Origin of the sequence: Lactiplantibacillus paraxiangfangensis (assembly GCF_036246185.1) — a bacterium.
In the GTDB taxonomy this organism is placed as follows: Bacteria; Bacillota; Bacilli; order Lactobacillales; family Lactobacillaceae; genus Lactiplantibacillus; species Lactiplantibacillus paraxiangfangensis.
In genome coordinates this window covers 1-18,655 of the sequence record NZ_BTPW01000006.1, presented here as the reverse complement: position 1 = coordinate 18,655, position 18,655 = coordinate 1, and the positions used below count along the sequence as shown (strand labels likewise).

The following is an 18,655-nucleotide window of genomic DNA, read 5'->3' as shown; positions in this document are numbered from 1 at the left end:
TATGGATGATACAAAAGCAACGGTCTTATCAATTTTACAAGATTTAACTGGTGAAGACGTGTCAGGTAACATGGACACGAACTTGTTTGACGAAGGTATCCTTGATTCAATGGGTTCAGTTCAACTCTTATTGGAATTACAAAACCAATTAGGAATTGAAGTGCCGGTCTCAGAATTCGAACGGTCAGAATGGGACACACCGGCTAAAATTGTTGCTAAGGTCGAGAGTATGCAATGAGTGTTTCCAAACGCCTTTTTAAGATTTTTGGGCCAATTATTTTGGCGGCAATCTTATTATTGGCCGTTCTGCTTTCACCATTCTCATTTGGATTAAACCACGTTTCTAAAGATACTGAACGTAGCGCAGCGGTGTCCTTGTCAGCCAACGTTTTAAAGGGCCGACAGATTAAGCGCCAAGCGTTGAGTGATGGTTACGTGCCGTTCTTCGGTTCATCTGAATGGTCTCGGTTTGACCCGATGCATCCATCCGTATTGGCAGAAAAGTATCACCGTGATTACCGCCCGTTCCTGCTGGGTGCACGGGGAACGCAATCTTTGACCCAGTACTTCGTGATGCAATCGGTTAAAAAGCAGATTACAAATAAGAAGGCCGTCTTCGTAATTTCGCCACAGTGGTTCGTCCCACAAGGCACTGCGAAAGATGCTTTTGCTTACTACTACTCACCACTACAAACCATTGACTGGCTCCAGACGGAAAAAAACACTGAGATGGATCGTTACGCGGCAAAACGCTTGTTACAGATGCCATCCGGTTCTTCCGACAAGGTGTTAGCAGGTGCGTTAGCGCGGGTCGCCGCTGGTTTTAAACCAACTGGTGCACAGATGGCTTACGTGAACTACAAGGCGCGGGTGTTAGGTAGTGAAGATGAATTCTTCTCCCGGTTTGGGATTGCCGGTAAGAACTTGAATACCGTCAATCAGCAGGCTAAACAGTTACCAGCAACTTACGATTTTAATAAATTAGATGCGTTAGCTGGTAAAATTGGGAAGGCCCAAACGACTTCTAATAGCTTGGAAATCAGCAACCGGTTCTGGAAGACCAAGCTGAAGCGTAACTACAAACGCTTAGAAGGTTCCCAGACGCACTTGAACTATACCAAGTCACCAGAATTTGCTGACTTCCAGTTAGTCTTGAACCAATTTGCCCAGACGCATACCGACGTATTATTCATTATTCCACCAATTAACCAACGGTGGTCGGATTACACCGGTTTGTCGATGGACATGATTGCAAAATTCGATCAGAAGATTCGTTACCAGTTAACCAGCCAAGGGTTTAACAACATTGTTGATTTAACCCAAGACGGTAACGAAGATTACTTCATGACCGATACAATTCACTTAGGTTGGCGTGGATGGTTAGCGGTTGATCAAAAGGTCAATCCGTTCTTAAGCAAGACCAATACACCGAAACCAAAATATAAAATCAACGACGACTTCTATTCGAACAAGTGGCAACAGTTGGATCCGGATGAGTTGGGCACGTTTGAAACTAAATAGTGATGACAAATCGCACTAGCCAATTGGTTAGTGCGATTTTGAGTTTTGCGGATAAATTGAGATTACTTGCTTTAGTTGGTATAATTGTAAGGATTAGGAATTAGGAAGAAAGTAGGAAAATCAATGGATAAAGCGACAATGCAGGATCGACAAAAGCACATCCGGAATTTTTCAATCGTCGCCCATATTGACCATGGTAAATCAACATTGGCGGATCGGATTCTTGAATTAACGGATACCATTTCGAAACGAGAAATGCAGGATCAGGTACTGGATTCAATGGATCTAGAACGAGAACGTGGGATTACCATCAAGTTAAATGCGGTGGAGTTGCATTACCAGGCCAAAGATGGTGAAACGTATATTTTTCACTTGATTGACACCCCGGGACACGTCGATTTCACGTACGAAGTTTCGCGGAGTTTAGCGGCCTGTGAAGGCGCCGTATTGGTTGTGGACGCAGCCCAAGGGGTTGAAGCCCAGACACTGGCAAACGTCTACTTGGCAATTGACGATGACTTGGAAATTGTTCCGGTAATCAACAAGATCGACTTGCCATCTGCGGAACCCGAAAAGGTCCGCAAAGAGATCGAAGACGATATCGGGATTGACGCAGAAGACGCTGTGCTAACTTCTGCTAAGGCCGGAATCGGGATTGAGGACCTCCTTGAACAAATCGTGAAGAAAGTCCCAGCACCACAGGGCGATATCGACGCACCGTTAAAGGCGTTGGTCTTTGATTCAGTGTACGATGACTACCGCGGGGTTGTTTTGAGTATCCGAGTGCACGAAGGAATTGTTCGTCCTGGTGACCGCATTCGGTTGATGAATAGTGGTAGTGAGTACGAAGTAACCGAAGTTGGAGTTAACTCGCCCAAACCACTGGCGCGGGACTTCTTAATGGCTGGAGATGTTGGTTACATCACGGCCAGCATCAAGGACATTCAGGATACCCGGGTGGGTGATACGGTGACTAACGCCGCACGCCCAGCTGAAAAGGCGTTGGAAGGTTACCGCGAAATGCACCCAATGGTTTACGCTGGGATTTATCCAACCGATAATGCCAAGTTTACCGATTTACGTGAAGCGTTAGAAAAGCTGAAGTTAAACGATGCGGCGTTGGAATTTGAAGCCGAATCGTCACAGGCGTTAGGGTTTGGGTTCCGGTGTGGTTTCTTAGGGTTATTGCACATGGATGTCGTTCAAGAACGGCTGGAACGTGAATTTAACTTAGACTTGATCACGACCGCACCATCAGTAACGTACCACGTTCTGATGACTGATGGAACTGAAAAAGACGTCGAAAACCCAGCTGAAATGCCGGAAGCGTCGTCAATTAAAGAGATTCGGGAACCTTACGTTAAGGCGCAGATCATGGTGCCAAACGAATACGTTGGGGCCGTCATGGAATTGGCCCAACGTAAGCGGGGCGAGTTCGATACGATGGAATACTTAGATAATAACCGGGTCAATGTGGTGTACTACATTCCGTTATCCGAAATTATCTTTGATTTCTTCGATAAGTTGAAGTCCAATACGCGGGGGTATGCTTCCCTTGATTACGATATTGACGAGTACCGTGCAAGTGATTTGGTCAAAATTGATATCTTGTTGAACGGTGATCAAGTTGATGCGTTGAGCTTTATTGCGCACCGGGACTTTGCGCCGGCACGTGGTCGGGAAATTGCTTCGAAGTTGAAGACGATTATTCCACGACAAAACTTTGAAATTCCAGTTCAGGCGACGATTGGTTCTAAGGTCATTGCCCGGACGAACATCAAGGCTTACCGGAAGGACGTTACGGCCCACTTATACGGTGGTGACCGAACTCGCCGGATGAAGTTACTTGAAAAGCAAAAAGCAGGTAAGAAGCGAATGAAGGCTGTCGGTCGGGTAGAAATCCCACAAGAAGCGTTCATGGCAGTTTTGAAAACTGACGAGGAAGAAAACCCGTCATAGAAGGGTTCCGCTGAGGCGGAGCTTTTTTATTTGGGTGTTTTGCCAACATTGAGACTGTAATGTTGGCAAAATAGACATAGTCTTTGTTTAAAAAAACGCTCAAAGCTATTTAAAGTAGCCTTGGGCGTGAAAGTAAGAAAATTTTAAATGCAGATACTTCTGAAATTTCAAAAATTATCTCAGTGATTTAAAAGGATCTCTTTAAGTGCTTCTTTAACAAGTCGGGTTTGAGTTGCAGAAACAACGAGAGCAATCTCCGTGATTTCCTGAATCTGATCGTCGTTAAATGAGGAACTATGGGAAGTTGCTTTTGCAATGTGTTCAGCGAATTTACTTTGAAGATTTGAATCTTTAGCTGTTTTTTCCAATGCAGAGCTAAATGCATTATTAATATCATTAGCGGTTAACTGGTTCACAAGTATCACCTCCTTAAGTTGATTATCGCATAAAGAACGGATGTGGTAGTGATGAAAGCTTGTCGTGAAAAAAGTTAGCACTATCATTAATACCTGAAAAAGTATTTTAGCTAACATAATCAAGCAATCTAGGGACTCACTAGTACAACAGATAGCCATTTTCTGGATTTGATGTATTACGTGTAGACAAGTTAATTAAGCTGAGTTGTACGCATGATAATGCGAGATCTACTTGGTATCCCTTTGAAAGGGTTTATGATGATGCTTACTTGGAACATGCGCCTGGACCGGAGTATGAACCTGACAGTATCGGCTTACGGTTAGAGCGGATATCTGATAATTTGGTATATCAGAGTCATCATCAGTAAGTAGTATATGAGTGTCTCTTTCGGTGGCAGGCTTTAAAGAACAGCTGATTTTGGCTTTAAGGTGCAAAATAATCCCTCACTAGTCATAAGGATAGTGAGGGATTATTTAGTTTTGATCATTTTGAAGTGTCTTCAGTGTTTAAAGGCAGTGATTTTGATCTTTCAGCAATTAGGTCAGTTAGTTCGGCCAAGTCATCTGCTGTAGCCATTTTTTTAATGAAGTTACGGGCTACGGAACGCCAATTAATATACTGCGTGCGCTCTTTGTTTTTTGTATCCCATTTTTTATTGGCGCGTTTTTTTGCTTCAGTGTATTCAGCCATATTTAAGCCCCTTTATATTTTTTATGTAGAACGGCCCCTTACTAGTTTTCCTTTCATTTGACATGATTAGTCCGTGACAAGAAACAATAGTTCTGTTGTTCTTATATAACTATTATAATGTTTAGAGATGTATTTCGGGTCGAAAAAATATAATTAAAACTAGAAAAACAGTCTACCGATAACTAGTAGACTGTTTTTGCTTTAAATAATGATCTTCACCAGAGTGGTTTTAGAATCGCTTAGCCAGTGCCTTAGTCTTGAAGTAGTACTTCGTTGGGGCACCTTCATCTTCCATGGTTGCGGGCCGGCTTGCCCGTAAAGAAGCGTGGTGGTGACGCGTCACCTTTTTCCAAAGGGGACCGCCATCCGTGGCGTACTTGCCCACGATGTAATTTCCGTGATACTTTTTGACACCTAGTTCAGAATGACCGTAAGCGTACCGTGGGAACTTCTTGCCTGATACCTTGTACCAGTGGGAACTCGTCGCACTCTTAGTATAAAAGTGGTACTTGGTTGCCTTAACCTGGTCATACTTATGCCGACGACTATTATAGTGATACCAATGTCCCCGCAATGAAGTTGGCACGGTCGTGTAGTGGTGACGCTTAGCGCTAGCCGTTGTCGTTCCCACGGACAAGGTTAACCCTAACGTCGCAACTAATAGTAAAATTGCTAAAAAATGTTTGCGCATGATACTCCTCCAATAAAATAAGTTATAAATGTAACTTTATAATTATATCAAAAACCCATTCAAGCAGGGCGCCTGAATGGGTTTTTAAGGTTATTTAGTTATCCCAAATAAGATTTTGTCCAGGATTTTCGTGTGCAATCTGAGAACCATCAGACAATTTTACAACTAGTGTAGGTGACTTTTGATTGTATTTTGGCGATTGTTGATAGGTAATTGTTTCTAGAAATGCGATTAGTTTTTCAAGTTCTGGGTGCGTATAGTCCTTCCAAGCATCGAAACCGGTCCAAGTAACTGTGTGGCCGGAGTATGAAACGCCAGTCGCATGTGTAGGAACGCCTAAATCCATAATTTTTTTTGCATAATTGTCCGAATTATTTGAGGTTTTGTGTTTGTTATTGTCACTATTTGAAATACTTGCCAGTTCCTTTTTAGTTGACTCACTACGGTATTTTGCTAATGATGACTCTTCAGCTTTTGTTTCAGGATTGGTAACGGTTGGATTTTGTGCTTTAGCGAGTGACTTAGCTTTAGAAATCAGTTTTTCCAGGCTAGTATGGCCTTTTGATTGAGGCAAGTCGTCAACGGTTTCCTTGACACTTTCTACCTCGTCCACTGATACGAACTCAGAGAAAAGCTTGGTGTGGTCGGTGTCTTCATCAAATAATTCGTCTACTTCAAATTGTGCCTCAGCTAGATCACTGCTAGCTTTTTTACTAGATGATTTAGCTTTTGATATTGAGACTGCTTTTTTTGATGATGCAATGCTTTCTTTATGTTGCTGAGCCTGTTTATTTGACTGTCCACAGCTTGAAAATAACAATAATGATGCTACAAGAGCAGTCCCTGCGACTACTTTTTTCATAAAAGATCCTCCAAAAATTTGATTTCCCAATACAAGTACCTTCCCCAAAAAGTAAATCTAACTTATAGCTTTTAGTGACTTCCTATCTGGTTAACTATCTTAATATACTTCTAATAGTAAAATTGCTAAAAACCGTTTTTTCATGATACTCCTCCAATAAAATAAATTATAAATGTAACTTTATAATTATATCAAAAACCCATTCAAGCAGGGCGCCTGAATGGGTTTTTAAGATGATTTATTTCGTCCATGGTAACAGCGGCTTGAGCCCGCGGAGTAGCCAGTAGAAAATCTGACTAGCAAGGAAGGTGACGCCCATGGTCCAAAAGAAGTTCGGAAGCGACGTCAATTGGAGACTGATGATGTTTTGCAGGAGCAGTGAACCACCGAAAAACGCGATTACGGATGACCCTAGCAGCAAGGTGCGAAAGGCGTTGAATGGGTAACAGGCCTTGGCTAACGCGTACAGCGTGACCCAGCCCGTGTAGAAGAACATCAGACTAGTCATTTGACCAGTGCCAATGCCTTGCCACTGAGCGACGCCATAGGTCACGATGATGCCAACGGTAATCATAATGGCGAAGTTAATGGCCCGCTTTAAGGCCCACATGATGGACCGGTTACCGAGTTTCTGATTATTGACTTCAAATTGAAGGAAGAACGTTGGGTAGCCTTCGACTAGGGCGTCGATCATCGAAATCTGAATCGGTAAAAATGGAAACGGCATGTTAATCAGCAAACAGAAAATTGACAACGCAATTGAGTATAAACATTTCACAAAGAAGATACTGCCGACCCGGGTCAAGTTATTGATCACGCGGCGACCTTCCTTAATGATGTGTGGTAACACTTTGAAATTCGAGTCGAGTAGGACGACTTGGGCCACGTGTTTGGCCGCGGAACTGCCGCTGTTCATCGCGATACTACCAGCGGCTTCCTTTAGGGCCAAAACGTCGTTGACCCCGTCCCCGACCATTGTCACCTTATGACCTTGCGACTGCATGGCTTGAATCAGTTGCTTTTTCTGAGCCGGGGTCGCCCGACCAAAAATCGCGTACTGAGTAGCGACGGCTTCAAGTTCCGACTGGGTCGTAATCTGTGACATGTCGACGTAGTCTTGATATTGCTGAATGCCGGCCTGCTTGGCAATTTGGGACACCGCAATCGGGTTGTCACCCGAAATGATTTTAACCGCAATGTTTTCACGGTCAAAGTAGGCGAAGGTGTTCGCCACGTCTTGCCGAATCACGTCTTCAAGGATGACGGCCGCCACGATTTGATTAGCCGGTAACTGGTTATTAGCCGGCGTTTTCGTGCTGTACGCGATACATAGGACCCGTTTACCCGCTTGCTCGGCATCAGCCACAGCAGCGGGGAGTTGCTCTAAGTGGTGCGCCACTAAGACTTCGGGGGCACCAAAGATCAACGTTTCTTGCCCATCAAAAGTCACTGAGCTCCATTTACGTTCGGATGAGAACGGGGTGGTTGCTGTTACGACCAATTGAGCGTCCGCAGCGTGTCCAAAATAGTTTTGTAGGGCCGTAAAGGTTGCGTTGTTGTCTTCCGTCGCGTTTAAAAAGGCCCGGATCCCCGTTTTTAGCTCAAAGGGTAGCGGCTCTGAGTCAACGGTGGTCATCGATTGAACGGAGATTTTACCCTCAGTGATTGTTCCAGTCTTGTCCAAACAAACAATGTCAGTACGCGCAAGATTTTCTAACGAATACAAGTTTTGAACTAAGACTTTGCGTTGGGACAATAAGACCTGACCAGAAATAAACGAGACACTGATCAGCAGTTCCATCCCCATCGGCAGAATCCCTAATAGGGCGGTTGCGGTACTAACCACCGTATAGGTCGTAGTTTGGTCGCGTAGAAACAAGGCTTCGAGAATCAGCAGAATCCCAATTGGAAAGACCAGGTAGCTCGTAAGACGGATGATTTTACGCATAGTGCGCATAATCTCTGAAGCGACCCCGTCACTTTTTTGAGCGGCGATTGAAATGCCGGCTGCAAAGCTGTCCTTACCAACTTTAGTGGCCTGGGTGAGGGCTTTGCCGCTAACGACGAAGCTCCCTGATAATAGGTCATCCCCGGGATGCTTGACGATGGGATCAGCTTCACCCGTTAGTAGGGACTCATTGACTTCGACGGCACCGGATAGGACCGTTGCGTCCGCAATAATTTGATTGCCGGCAGTGAGCTGAATGACGTCATCTAAAACCACGTCCGTGAATTGAATGTCACTGAACTTAGCGTCGCGTAAAACGACTGTGGTCTTATTTGAAAGAATCGATAAATCGTCAATCAACTTTTTAGCGTGAAGTTCTTGATGAATATTGATAACCAAGTTAATGCTGATGATGACTAAGTAGAGTAGGTTAGTGTAGGCGTGAACACCGATTAAACCAATGGCGACGATCAAGTAAAAAAAGTTGATCCAGCTAAATAGGCTCCGTTTAATAATTGCAGCGGTCGTCGGGGTTTCCGGACTATTGTACCGGTTGATCTGACCACGATCGATCCGTGTCTGGACCTCGGCCGTGGTTAAGCCCGTGATTGGCCGCTGAGAATTCACTTCCAATGTATTTGACACCTCCGAGTTAAGTCCGATTAGCCGCTCAGCTTATTGGAATTTGACCAGTAAACGTGAGGCCCGGTAGCCCGTGACAGTCAGAAAACGCCCCAGTCTGGTTGGCAGGTAGGTCCAAGCGCTGACTGAGTGTAGTCGTAAACGCCAGTAAAGCTGTTTGTCGACTTTTTTAACGTATTGCCACATGGCGTGCCGTTTGGCGAGGGCTTCGTCCGTCCCCATCAGAAGCAGGTGAACGGATGAGACGGCTAACATGACCGAAACGCTCCGGTCGAGGTACGTCCGTAACTTCGATGACGGATTGTCGTTATGTTGGGTACAATCCGCAACTAACTTAGTCACGCGAATTTGTTGGTCGATCCGGCTAATCATAACGTCTTCGTTAATTGATTGATCGGCACGACCGATAAAGTAGCGGTATAAGTCTAAATCTAAGTAGCAAATCTTATGGACCAGCGGTAACGGCTGATCGGCAAAAAGGTTGTCAACGTAGAAGGTATGTTCAGGTAATTTAACCCCACTCCGCCGTAAAATTGCGGTTTTAAAGATCAGTGAGTGCATGATTAAGTATTGGGTGACACCGAAGCGCTTCGTGTCGTCCCACCCGCAAATTTGGTCATTGGGGAAGACGTGTCGGTAGTTAACGACAAAACTCTTATGTTGATAATAATTTTCGTAAACGTAATTGCAGACCAACATGTCGACGTTTTGGCCATATTTATCCCAATCTTTAATGTGGGCGAGGACCGACTGCAGAGCTTTTTCGTCCAGCCAATCATCAGAATCGACCACCTTAAAGTATTTCCCGGTTGCGTGAGCTAACCCGTTATTAACGGCACCACCGTGGCCGGCATTTTTTTGATGAATCGCTTTGACGATGTTGGGGTATTTGGCCGCGTAATCGTCGGCGATGGCGGGAGTTTGATCCGTTGACCCATCGTCAATAATTAAAATTTCGACCCCGTCGCCACCCTTGAGTAATGAGTCAACGCAGCGTTGAAGATAATCCTCAGAATTGTAGCTCGGAATGGCAAACGTTAGGTACTTCATAGCTAATTTCCTCTCTGTGTTCAATAATAAAAAATCGTTTGTTAAGTTAATATATGCGTAAGGACGCCTTTTTCATTATATATGAAATTACGTATGAATAGCATTAAACAATGATAAATACTTTCGAATCATAAGATTATAAAGGTAAAGTGGATAAAATAGAGACAAAAAAATGATGAGCTGAGGCAACGTCCCTCGGGCCCATCATCGTTTTGTGATGATCAACTAAAAGTTGAAAGTTAAATTTTAGGATTAAGTCCTGTTGTATCAGTATCTAGACCAGTAAAAATTAGCTACTTGTAAGCTATTCCGGTTGCCACTGATGACATGCGGTCGTGGGACCGGGTCAAGCCTGAGGAGCGGTCTTGCCCCTCGCCCGGAACAATTGCAAAAAACACAATTGTCCCGGACCGTCCGTGGTGTAAGCCCGGCAAAAGAAACGCCGCGTCAACACCACCAGCACGACCGATGCCATCAGTGGCAACCTCCGAGCGTCCGATTGAAGCAACATTTTATCATAGCAACTTTCAACCATATTGAGGGTGCTATCTTGTTTTTAAAACAATCTTAACGTAGCCGGCAGAACCAGCGGGCCGTGTCGGCACTGTTTGCTGGCGTTTTTTGCCAGGTTACAGTGCGGGGCGACTTGGAAGACTCGTCTTTTGAGACTTTCAAGCGAGGCGGAAGACCGTTCTTTGTCTGTAGCCGACCCCATGGCCCACTGATTCTGCCGGCGAAGCGCCGAAAAAATGCTGGACTTCTAACGATAAGCGGTGCCATGGCAACGCTTGACCTGGTTTTAGCACTTTCAATCTTTAGATGGTTAAGTGATCCAATTACTTAACTTTTAGATAATTCGATTAGTTTCAACAAAAATAATGGCGTCTAGTCGGACCAAGTATAAGGAAGAACTACTAGATGATTCGCATTCAATCGTAGTGGAACTTGTGGATTTAACTGTGCGAACGTCCAATGATTGGCCCGTTGATAGGTGGAGTGTGACGCCTAGTTTATGATCTAGTGCTTCTGTAATATAGTTTAGCAATTTAAAGCCCCCTGTGGTTCATTATGGCACAAAAAGGCTAAGGAAACGCATTGGTCTACTAAACAGGCCAGCAAAATACTTCTGAAAATAAAAATAGCCGGATTAGAAGTAATCCGGCTGCAAAGCGATTTAGTGGCGTTAGCCCCACACATTTTCCATGTGTGGTAATTTGAGTAAGCCGTCGGTAGTGGGGTCACTAGTCCCAACTGTCTGTAAGTGCCAGACGCCCGCGTCATCTTTTTTGGCAAGCACTTTTTTACGCTTGCCTTCTTCGTTTTTGTAAAAACAGTTTTCACGATCAGCGCCAATTTCGCGCGCTAAGACGCGGTTAGATGTCACGTAACCGTCGTCGGTTTGAAACTTTTCAATTTGGTCGACACTGGTCAATTCTTCGTGACCGTGGCGGTAAATCTTTTCAATTAAAACCATGTTGTTTCCCCCTGAGTATTAACCTAATACGTTGTCGTTATTTTACCATACATCTAGCAACCATCGCTTAAGCCGGTGTCTTTTTAGCAAATATTCAAGAATTAATAATGGTTTGTTGCGAAACCGGTGGCAAATTGGTACAATAGTCGTTTAAAATCTGTTATAATATCATTCAGATATCAATAAAACGTTCGAAAAGAATTAATTTATTATTCAATCAATTTCACGTTGTGAAGGAGAGATCACCGACATGTTAAAACGCACGAAACAGTTTCTGCGATCGCAGCATTATGAATACGACAAAACATATATCCGACCGCTGATGGTGCCAGACAGCGTTTACGTGTTGAAATTCGGTAAAGACCATCGAAATAATCGCGTGGTCGTGAAGTATAGTCATACTTGGACAGGTCGCGTCAAAATCAATGAGATTGCGGTGCGATTGCATAAGCAGAAACACCCACGAATTTTTAAGCACGAAGCGGATATGGTCAAGTATTTAAATAAACATTTAACAAAACGGACGCTTGAATAGGCTTTTCAATAAGCGTCTAGGAAGCTGACCTGATCTGAAGATTGGGTCGGCTTTTTGTTTAGTTTGGCCCGCGTCTGGTTTGAATTGAAATGCTAACGACGCTTATTATATAATGGCTAAGCATGCGGCGCATCCGTTGTATTAGATGCGGGTGCGCGAATGGAATCGTTAATCAGTATTTAATGGAGGAATTTAAATGAAGTGGACTGAAGTTACAGTTAGTACCTCGAATGCGGCTGTGGAAGCTGTTTCTAACATCTTAATGGAGGCTGGTGCCAGTGGTGTCAAAATCGACGATGCTTTAGATTATCAAAACTTGAAGCCCGACCGCTACGGTGAAATCATCGATTTAGACACGATTCCACACATTACGAGTGGTGCCGAAATCTCAGCGTATTTCCCAGAGACAGTCTTTGTTCCGGAAATCTTGCCAACCATCAAGCAACGGGTTGCTAAGTTAGCTGAGTACGGCTTGGACCCAGAGCCAGGGACGGTCAGTATGGCAGCCATTTCTGATGAAAACTGGGCAACGGCTTGGAAAAAGTATTACCATCCAGTGCGGGTCACGCGGTATTTAACGATCGTTCCTAGCTGGGAAAGCTACACGGCAACGCAACCTGGTGAAGAAGTCATCAAGCTAGATCCCGGGATGGCCTTTGGGACGGGGACACACCCGACCACTAAGCTATCACTCCAAGGATTGGAGACGGTTATCAACGGTGGTGAACATCTGATTGACGTGGGGACCGGCTCGGGCGTTTTAAGCATTGCGGCCAAAGCAATGGGCGTCGGTGACGTGGAGGCTTACGATTTGGATGACGTGGCCGTCCGTTCCGCACAGGCCAACTTAGACTTGAACCCCGTTGCTAAGGACATAAAAGTCGCGGCAAACGACTTATTAAAGGGGATTCATACCCAAGCTGACATTATTGTGGCGAATATCTTAGCAGAAATTATCATTCCGCTCGTTCCGCAAGCCAAGGCTAACTTAAAGCGTGGTGGCTACTTCATTACGTCGGGGATTATTGATGATAAGTTCCAGACGGTCATGGACACCATTTTAGCAGCTGGGTTTAAAATTACCCAGCATACCCAAATGGGTGATTGGCACAGTATTGTGGCGTACTTGCCGACTGATGAAGATTAGCGAGGGATTACAATGCAACGATACTTTTTAAATGAATCCGTGACAACGACCGTTGGACAGACGTTTGCCGTGCCGACAGATAGCGTCAAACACTGGGTCAAAGTGATGCGCGCTCAGCCCGGGGATGCCGCCGAATTTGTGACGGTTGAACATGCCGTCTTAGTGGCCAAATTGGTTGCGACGGATGGCCGTGACGCGACGGCGCAGGTCGTCAGTGTTCAGCAACCCCAAGTTGAATTACCCTTGCCAGTCACGATCGCGTGCGGCTTATCCAAAGGTGATAAGCCAGAACAGATCGTTCAGCGTGGAACTGAGCTGGGTGCGAGTGCTTTCGTCTTCTTTGACAGTCAGTGGGCGGTTGCAAAGTGGGCCGCCAACAAACGTGAACGCAAACTAGCCCGGCTAGCGAAAATCGCTCAGGGTGCGGCGGAACAGTCGCACCGCACGATGATTCCAACGGTCAGTTACGAAGCTAACCTCGCACAGTTGCTCACTAACGTCTCGTACGATGCTGGCGTCGTTGCTTGGGAAGAATCGGCCAAGCAGGGTGAAAGTAGTCAGTTAGTTCAAACGTTAAAACAAATGACGCCACCACAACGCTTATTGGCAATCTTTGGTCCGGAAGGCGGTTTGACGCCGGATGAAGTCGGTCAATTACAGGCTGCTGGTGTGACGGCAGTCGGTTTGGGACCACGGATTATGCGGGCTGAAACCGCGCCGCTTTACTTGTTAAGTAGCGTTTCTTTTTGGTGCGAACTAGTGTAATTTAATGGCTGGTGGTGTACAATAAATAATCATAGTCATTTAGCAATTAAGCGTAAGTGAGGGAGTAAGTTTGACGGAGAAGTTTCTTAAATACAGTGGTCAGTATTGGCTCATTGCGTTTGTCGTTGGGGTGGTATTACCGTGGGGATTGAAGCTTGTGGGTGTCAGTCGCTTTCATCAGATCGTGTGGCTGTTATTCGTGATGGACTTCGTCTTAGCGGCAGTCGTTGGTTGGTTGATTCGTAAATCCGTACGGACGGGATGGCTAGTATGGTTATTTCCAGTCTTCTGTTTTGTCGGGTTGTACCTATTTTTCCCAACCTATGTCTATTATTTGGCATTAGTCGATCTAGGCATCTCTTACTTAGCATACGGGTTGACCGCACCTCGCGAAGATTAGTGTAAAACCGGTCACTAAGGCACGTTGGGTGAATAACTGACGTGCCTTTTATGCAATTATAATTCTGTGGAAGTCGTGGTGATATGAATGCCAAAACAACCTACTTGGACGGCTCAAGACGTCCTTAATATGGTTCAAGATTATATGAATGAAGATCACGTGGCGCTCGTAAAGCGGGCGTGCGATTTTGCAACCTACGTTCACCGTGACCAGTACCGTCAGTCCAGTGAACCTTATATTATGCATCCGATTCAGGTCGCAGGAATCTTAGCCGAGTTAAAAATGGATCCGGAAACCGTTGCGTCTGGTTTTTTACACGATGTCGTTGAAGATACCGGTGTGACGCTCGGAGATGTCGAAGAATTATTCGGTAAAGACGTCGCGGTCATCGTGGATGGCGTGACGAAACTGGGTAAGATTCGGTATAAATCCAATAAGGAACAGTTAGCTGAGAACCACCGGAAACTGTTGCTAGCGATGTCCAAAGATATTCGGGTCATGATCGTTAAACTAGCGGACCGGTTGCATAATATGCGGACACTTCAGCATTTGCGCCCGGATAAGCAGCGCCGAATTGCAAATGAAACGTTGGAAATTTACGCCCCAATTGCTGATCGTTTAGGGATCAGTACGATTAAGTGGGAACTGGAAGATATTTCGTTGCGGTATTTAAATCCACAACAGTATTACCGGATCGTTCACTTGATGAACTCGCGGCGTGAAGACCGTGAAAAGTACATCGAAATCGCAATTCAAGATATTAAAGAAGCTTTGACGGATTTAGAATTACCGGATGCGGAAATTTATGGCCGACCGAAGCATATTTATTCGATTTATAAGAAGATGCGGGACAAGCATAAGCAGTTCAGTCAAATGTACGACTTGTTAGCAATTCGGGTCGTGGTTGATTCCATTAAGGATTGTTACGCCGTTTTGGGTGCCATCCATACCCAGTGGAAACCAATGCCTGGTCGGTTTAAAGACTACATTGCGATGCCTAAGGCCAATATGTATCAGTCCCTACACACGACCGTTGTGGGTCCCGAGGGTAAGCCCCTGGAGATTCAGATTCGGACGTTTGAAATGCACCGGGTCGCTGAATATGGGGTTGCTGCGCACTGGGCTTACAAAGAAGGTAAGCGGGATGAAGTTCAAGCCACCCAGTCTGGCAATAAGCTAAACTTAGTCAAAGAGATTATTGAACTACAAGACGAAAGTAAAGACGCCGCGGACTTTATGGAAGGCGTTAAGGGCGACCTCTTTAGTGACCGGGTCTACGCGTTTACCCCTAAGGGTGACGTGACCGAATTGCCAAAGGGTGCCGGCCCACTGGATATGGCTTACTCCATCCATACCGAAGTAGGTAACCATACGACGGGTGCCAAGGTCAACGGGAAAATCGTGCCGTTGGATTACCAGATCAAAAATGGGGACATTGTCGACATTTTGACGTCAACGAGTTCGACGGGACCAAGCCGTGACTGGCAAAAACTTGTTTATACCCGCCGTGCACGTAATAAGATCAAACAGTTTTTCCGGAATGCTGATCGGGAAGAAAACATTGTCACTGGACACGAATTACTAGAAAAGCAGTTACGTGAATTTGAATTTAATCCTAAGACGATTATGACTAAGGATAAACTCGATGCCGTTGCTAAGAAGATGCACTATGCCGGCGAAGATGACTTATTCGCTGCGTTGGGTTTTGGTGACATACAGCCGGTTGGGATAGCTAATCGGCTAACGAGTGACGTTCGCAAGCAACGTGAAGCTGATCGGCAACGTGAACGTGAAGAAGCAATTTTAGCTGAACCGACCGAACAGTCGCCAAAGAAGAAAACCAAAGAAAAATCAGAAGATCATGATAAAAAGGATAAGAAACGCCAAAAAGTTTCGTCCTCTGGTGGGGTTATTATTCAAGGCGTCGATAATTTGTTGGTTCGCTTGAGTCATTGTTGTTCACCGATTCCGGGTGATGAGATCGTTGGGTACATCACTAAGGGCCGGGGTGTCTCCGTCCACCGGGTTGAATGTCCGAACGTTCGAAGTGCTGAAGCGCAAGGCGAACGGCTCATCGATGTGCAATGGGAAGACGTTGAGGGCGACCGCACGAACTATAATTCTGATCTAGAGATTCAGGGTTATAACCGGAACGGGATGTTAAATGACGTCTTAAAAGTCATCAATAACAATACGAAGTTTTTGACCAACGTTAACGGAAAAGTTGACCATAACAAGATGGTGATTATCAGTGTTTCTTTGGGGGTTCGTAACTTGGACCATTTACAACGGATTATTGATAGCTTGAAGAACGTTCAAGACCTCTACGTCGTTGAACGGAAACTATCTTAGGAGGACTGACAATGCGCGTCATAGTACAACGTAGTCAGCAGGCCACGGTCACCATTGACGGCCAAGTTCGGGGTCAGATTGACCACGGCTTGGTATTGTTAGTCGGTTTTAAAGATGGTGATGGTCAGGCTGAGATTGATTATTTGGTACACAAGATTATCAATTTGCGGGTCTTTAGTGATGAGGCCGGCAAAATGAATTTGAACGTCCAGCAAGTCGGTGGTGCAATTTTATCGATTTCACAATTTACGCTCTACGCCGATACGCGGCATGGCAACCGACCTAGTTTTACGGATGCGGGTGATCCGCACGTGGCTAGTCAGTTGTACAATACATTTAATCAGCAATTAGCTGAAAACGGTGTGTCGGTTGCGACGGGTGAGTTCGGGGCCGATATGCAGGTTCAATTGGTTAACGATGGACCGGTGACAATCGTGTACGATACAGAACAAAAGTAAGTCAAAAGCTGAAAGCTCGCAATTGAGTTTTCAGCTTTTTGGTTATGACAATTAAATTTGGAGGCAATTGAAATGCGAGAATTCTTATGGGACTTAGACGGGACACTGTTGGACACGTATCCAGCGATGGTCGCTGGTTTTCAGCGAGCCGTCACTAATCTGGGTGGGACGGTCGATCGGCAGGAAGTCTATACGATGATGCGACAGCACTCGTTGGGATACGCACAAGCTGAGATTGCAACCCGGTTTGGCTGGGACAAAGCTGTGCTCAAGGCCGGTTATCAAAAGTATGAACCAATGCTTCAAGTAGCCCCGGCCTCGTTTGAGGGTGCTAAGGCGGTGTTGCAACGGGTCCAAGAAGTGGGCGGTCATAATTATTTAATGACGCACCGTGACCAGAGTGCGCAGCGATACTTACAACGAGCGGGATTAGCGACGTACTTCACCGATGCGGTAACGGCGGCGCAACCCTTCCCACGAAAACCAGACCCAGCGGCGTTAAACTATTTACTTGATAAACATCACGTTGACCGTAAAGCAGCCGTGATGGTCGGTGACCGTAACTTGGACATTGAAGCGGGCCATAATGCTGGTATCGCGGGTTACTTGTTTGACTTGGATCACTTGATTGACGTGACTAGTCAGCCAGAAGTCCAAGTTGTTAGCTTAACGGCCCTATTACCATACGTGAAATAAGTTTCCGGTTAATAGCGCTGTAAAATTCGGTCGACGGCGGGACCGTATGTTTCACCAAACAAATTGAGGTGCGCCAATAAATAGTAAAGCTGATACTGTGGCAGTCGTTCCTCAAATCCGGGTGCAAACGGGTAAATTTGTTGGTAACCGGCATAAAATTCGTCGTCAAAGCCCCCAAAGATCGTCGTCATCGCAAGGTCCATTTCCCGGTCACCGTAAAAGATGTCGGGGTCAATTAAGGCCGGGGTACCAGTGGCCGTAAATAGATAGTTACCCGACCACAAATCACCATGCAATAAACTTGGTTGTACGGTTTGCATGTGTTTTTCTACTAGCAGCTGTTGCCGGAGCCGTTGATAGTGGTCGTCACGGACAGTTGACCATAAACCTTGTTTTTGCGCCAACTTGACTAATACATCAAGCCGTTGCTGCGTATAAAAAGTCGCCCAATTTGTTTGCCACTGATTATATTTTGGAATCTTACCGATTGTAAAATCGTGGTCCAAGCCGAAGCGGGGGGCGTGTTGTTGATGCACCCGTGCCACGGCCTGTCCCAATCCAAATTGACTACCGTGACCACTCGTTAGCCAGCTAAGTAGGAGGTAACCGTCACCGTTGATGGTCCCAGTGGCAATCACCTTAGGGGTGGTTACGACGGCCCCCAGCTTGATTAAGCCCGCAACTTCGTGACTGAAGAAGGCTGCGCCACGCTGGGGCTGGACCTTAAGAAAGTAACGAGTCTGATCCGTTTGAACGGCGTAAGCGGCGTTAATGTCGCCACCGCTGACGGGCGTGACCGTTTTAATATTGGTTAATGGTAATTGTGCTAACCAAGCTTTTGATAATGACATTTCAAATAACCCCTTTTAGATTGTTGTAACACGAAAACCGAGTGTTGCGAATAGAAGTGTTATAAATTTCGGCTCTTTGTCAACGGCTGTTGATGAGGAACTTTATGAGGAAACCAATTCATTTTCGAATTGGTTTCCTTTTTTTGTTCTGAATTGTAAATTCAATCCGAATTCGTGTGTAAAAACGCGACCAATTT

At 45.4% G+C, this 18,655-nt stretch carries 18 protein-coding genes; 10 read left to right on the top strand and 8 right to left on the bottom strand.

Annotated elements, in window-relative coordinates:
- Position 1 precedes the first annotated feature (1 nt).
- From dltC to lepA, 3 genes are all read left to right on the top strand, one after another.
- Entirely contained in the window at positions 2–238 is a 237-nt protein-coding gene (dltC, locus tag AAA939_RS04055) for a D-alanine--poly(phosphoribitol) ligase subunit DltC (protein WP_057707272.1), read from the top strand.
- On the top strand, positions 235–1,521 hold the full coding sequence (dltD, locus tag AAA939_RS04050; RefSeq protein WP_338211306.1) for a D-alanyl-lipoteichoic acid biosynthesis protein DltD: 1,287 nt from the start codon (positions 235–237) through the stop codon (positions 1,519–1,521). Before dltC ends, dltD begins: the two co-directional genes overlap by 4 nt.
- A gap of 123 nt (positions 1,522–1,644) precedes the next feature.
- Positions 1,645–3,480, top strand: coding sequence for a translation elongation factor 4 (gene lepA / locus AAA939_RS04045; protein ID WP_338211304.1), 1,836 nt, complete (start codon positions 1,645–1,647; stop codon positions 3,478–3,480).
- A gap of 179 nt (positions 3,481–3,659) precedes the next feature.
- On the opposite strand, the gene AAA939_RS04040 is transcribed toward lepA, so the two are convergent.
- The 7 genes from AAA939_RS04040 to AAA939_RS04010 all read right to left on the bottom strand — a co-directional run bounded on the left by AAA939_RS04040 (position 3,660) and on the right by AAA939_RS04010 (position 11,254).
- Positions 3,660–3,896, bottom strand: a complete 237-nt coding sequence (locus tag AAA939_RS04040; RefSeq protein WP_338211302.1) for a hypothetical protein — start codon at positions 3,894–3,896, stop codon at positions 3,660–3,662.
- Between the two features lie 484 nt (positions 3,897–4,380).
- On the bottom strand, positions 4,381–4,587 hold the full coding sequence (locus tag AAA939_RS04035) for a hypothetical protein (RefSeq protein ID WP_338211300.1): 207 nt from the start codon (positions 4,585–4,587) through the stop codon (positions 4,381–4,383).
- Positions 4,588–4,816: 229 nt separating this feature from the next.
- Positions 4,817–5,278, bottom strand: coding sequence for a hypothetical protein (locus tag AAA939_RS04030; protein WP_338211298.1), 462 nt, complete (start codon positions 5,276–5,278; stop codon positions 4,817–4,819).
- 94 nt (positions 5,279–5,372) lie between these two features.
- The gene (locus tag AAA939_RS04025) at positions 5,373–6,140 is read right to left on the bottom strand and encodes a toxin Cry1Ac domain D-VI-related protein (RefSeq protein WP_338211297.1); all 768 of its coding nucleotides are present in this window, start codon (positions 6,138–6,140) and stop codon (positions 5,373–5,375) included.
- Between the two features lie 238 nt (positions 6,141–6,378).
- Positions 6,379–8,715, bottom strand: a complete 2,337-nt coding sequence (locus AAA939_RS04020) for an HAD-IC family P-type ATPase (RefSeq protein WP_338226009.1) — start codon at positions 8,713–8,715, stop codon at positions 6,379–6,381.
- Between the two features lie 48 nt (positions 8,716–8,763).
- Positions 8,764–9,780 (bottom strand): glycosyltransferase family 2 protein, encoded by a 1,017-nt coding sequence (locus tag AAA939_RS04015; RefSeq protein WP_338211294.1) that lies wholly within the window; start codon positions 9,778–9,780, stop codon positions 8,764–8,766.
- 1,183 nt (positions 9,781–10,963) lie between these two features.
- Positions 10,964–11,254, bottom strand: a complete 291-nt coding sequence (locus AAA939_RS04010; protein WP_338211293.1) for a hypothetical protein — start codon at positions 11,252–11,254, stop codon at positions 10,964–10,966.
- 250 nt (positions 11,255–11,504) lie between these two features.
- On the opposite strand from AAA939_RS04010, the gene AAA939_RS04005 reads away from it, so the two are divergent.
- The 7 genes from AAA939_RS04005 (at position 11,505) to AAA939_RS03975 (ending at position 17,607) form a co-directional block, all read left to right on the top strand.
- Positions 11,505–11,789 (top strand): hypothetical protein, encoded by a 285-nt coding sequence (locus AAA939_RS04005; RefSeq protein WP_057707262.1) that lies wholly within the window; start codon positions 11,505–11,507, stop codon positions 11,787–11,789.
- Positions 11,790–11,985: 196 nt separating this feature from the next.
- Positions 11,986–12,936 (top strand): 50S ribosomal protein L11 methyltransferase, encoded by a 951-nt coding sequence (gene prmA / locus AAA939_RS04000; RefSeq protein WP_338211291.1) that lies wholly within the window; start codon positions 11,986–11,988, stop codon positions 12,934–12,936.
- Between the two features lie 12 nt (positions 12,937–12,948).
- Positions 12,949–13,701, top strand: coding sequence for a 16S rRNA (uracil(1498)-N(3))-methyltransferase (locus AAA939_RS03995; RefSeq protein ID WP_338211289.1), 753 nt, complete (start codon positions 12,949–12,951; stop codon positions 13,699–13,701).
- Positions 13,702–13,771: 70 nt separating this feature from the next.
- The gene (locus AAA939_RS03990) at positions 13,772–14,101 is read left to right on the top strand and encodes a hypothetical protein (RefSeq protein ID WP_057707259.1); all 330 of its coding nucleotides are present in this window, start codon (positions 13,772–13,774) and stop codon (positions 14,099–14,101) included.
- A gap of 87 nt (positions 14,102–14,188) precedes the next feature.
- A complete protein-coding gene (locus tag AAA939_RS03985) occupies positions 14,189–16,453 on the top strand; it encodes a RelA/SpoT family protein (protein ID WP_338211286.1) in 2,265 nt (754 codons plus the stop codon).
- Between the two features lie 11 nt (positions 16,454–16,464).
- The gene (gene dtd / locus AAA939_RS03980; RefSeq protein WP_338211284.1) at positions 16,465–16,911 is read left to right on the top strand and encodes a D-aminoacyl-tRNA deacylase; all 447 of its coding nucleotides are present in this window, start codon (positions 16,465–16,467) and stop codon (positions 16,909–16,911) included.
- A gap of 72 nt (positions 16,912–16,983) precedes the next feature.
- Complete coding sequence (locus AAA939_RS03975; RefSeq protein WP_338211283.1) at positions 16,984–17,607, top strand: HAD family hydrolase; 624 nt, start codon at positions 16,984–16,986, stop codon at positions 17,605–17,607.
- Positions 17,608–17,615: 8 nt separating this feature from the next.
- Here AAA939_RS03975 and AAA939_RS03970 read toward each other — a convergent pair whose 3' ends face one another.
- A complete protein-coding gene (locus tag AAA939_RS03970; protein WP_338230499.1) occupies positions 17,616–18,458 on the bottom strand; it encodes a fructosamine kinase family protein in 843 nt (280 codons plus the stop codon).
- Between the last annotated feature and the right edge of the window lie 197 nt (positions 18,459–18,655).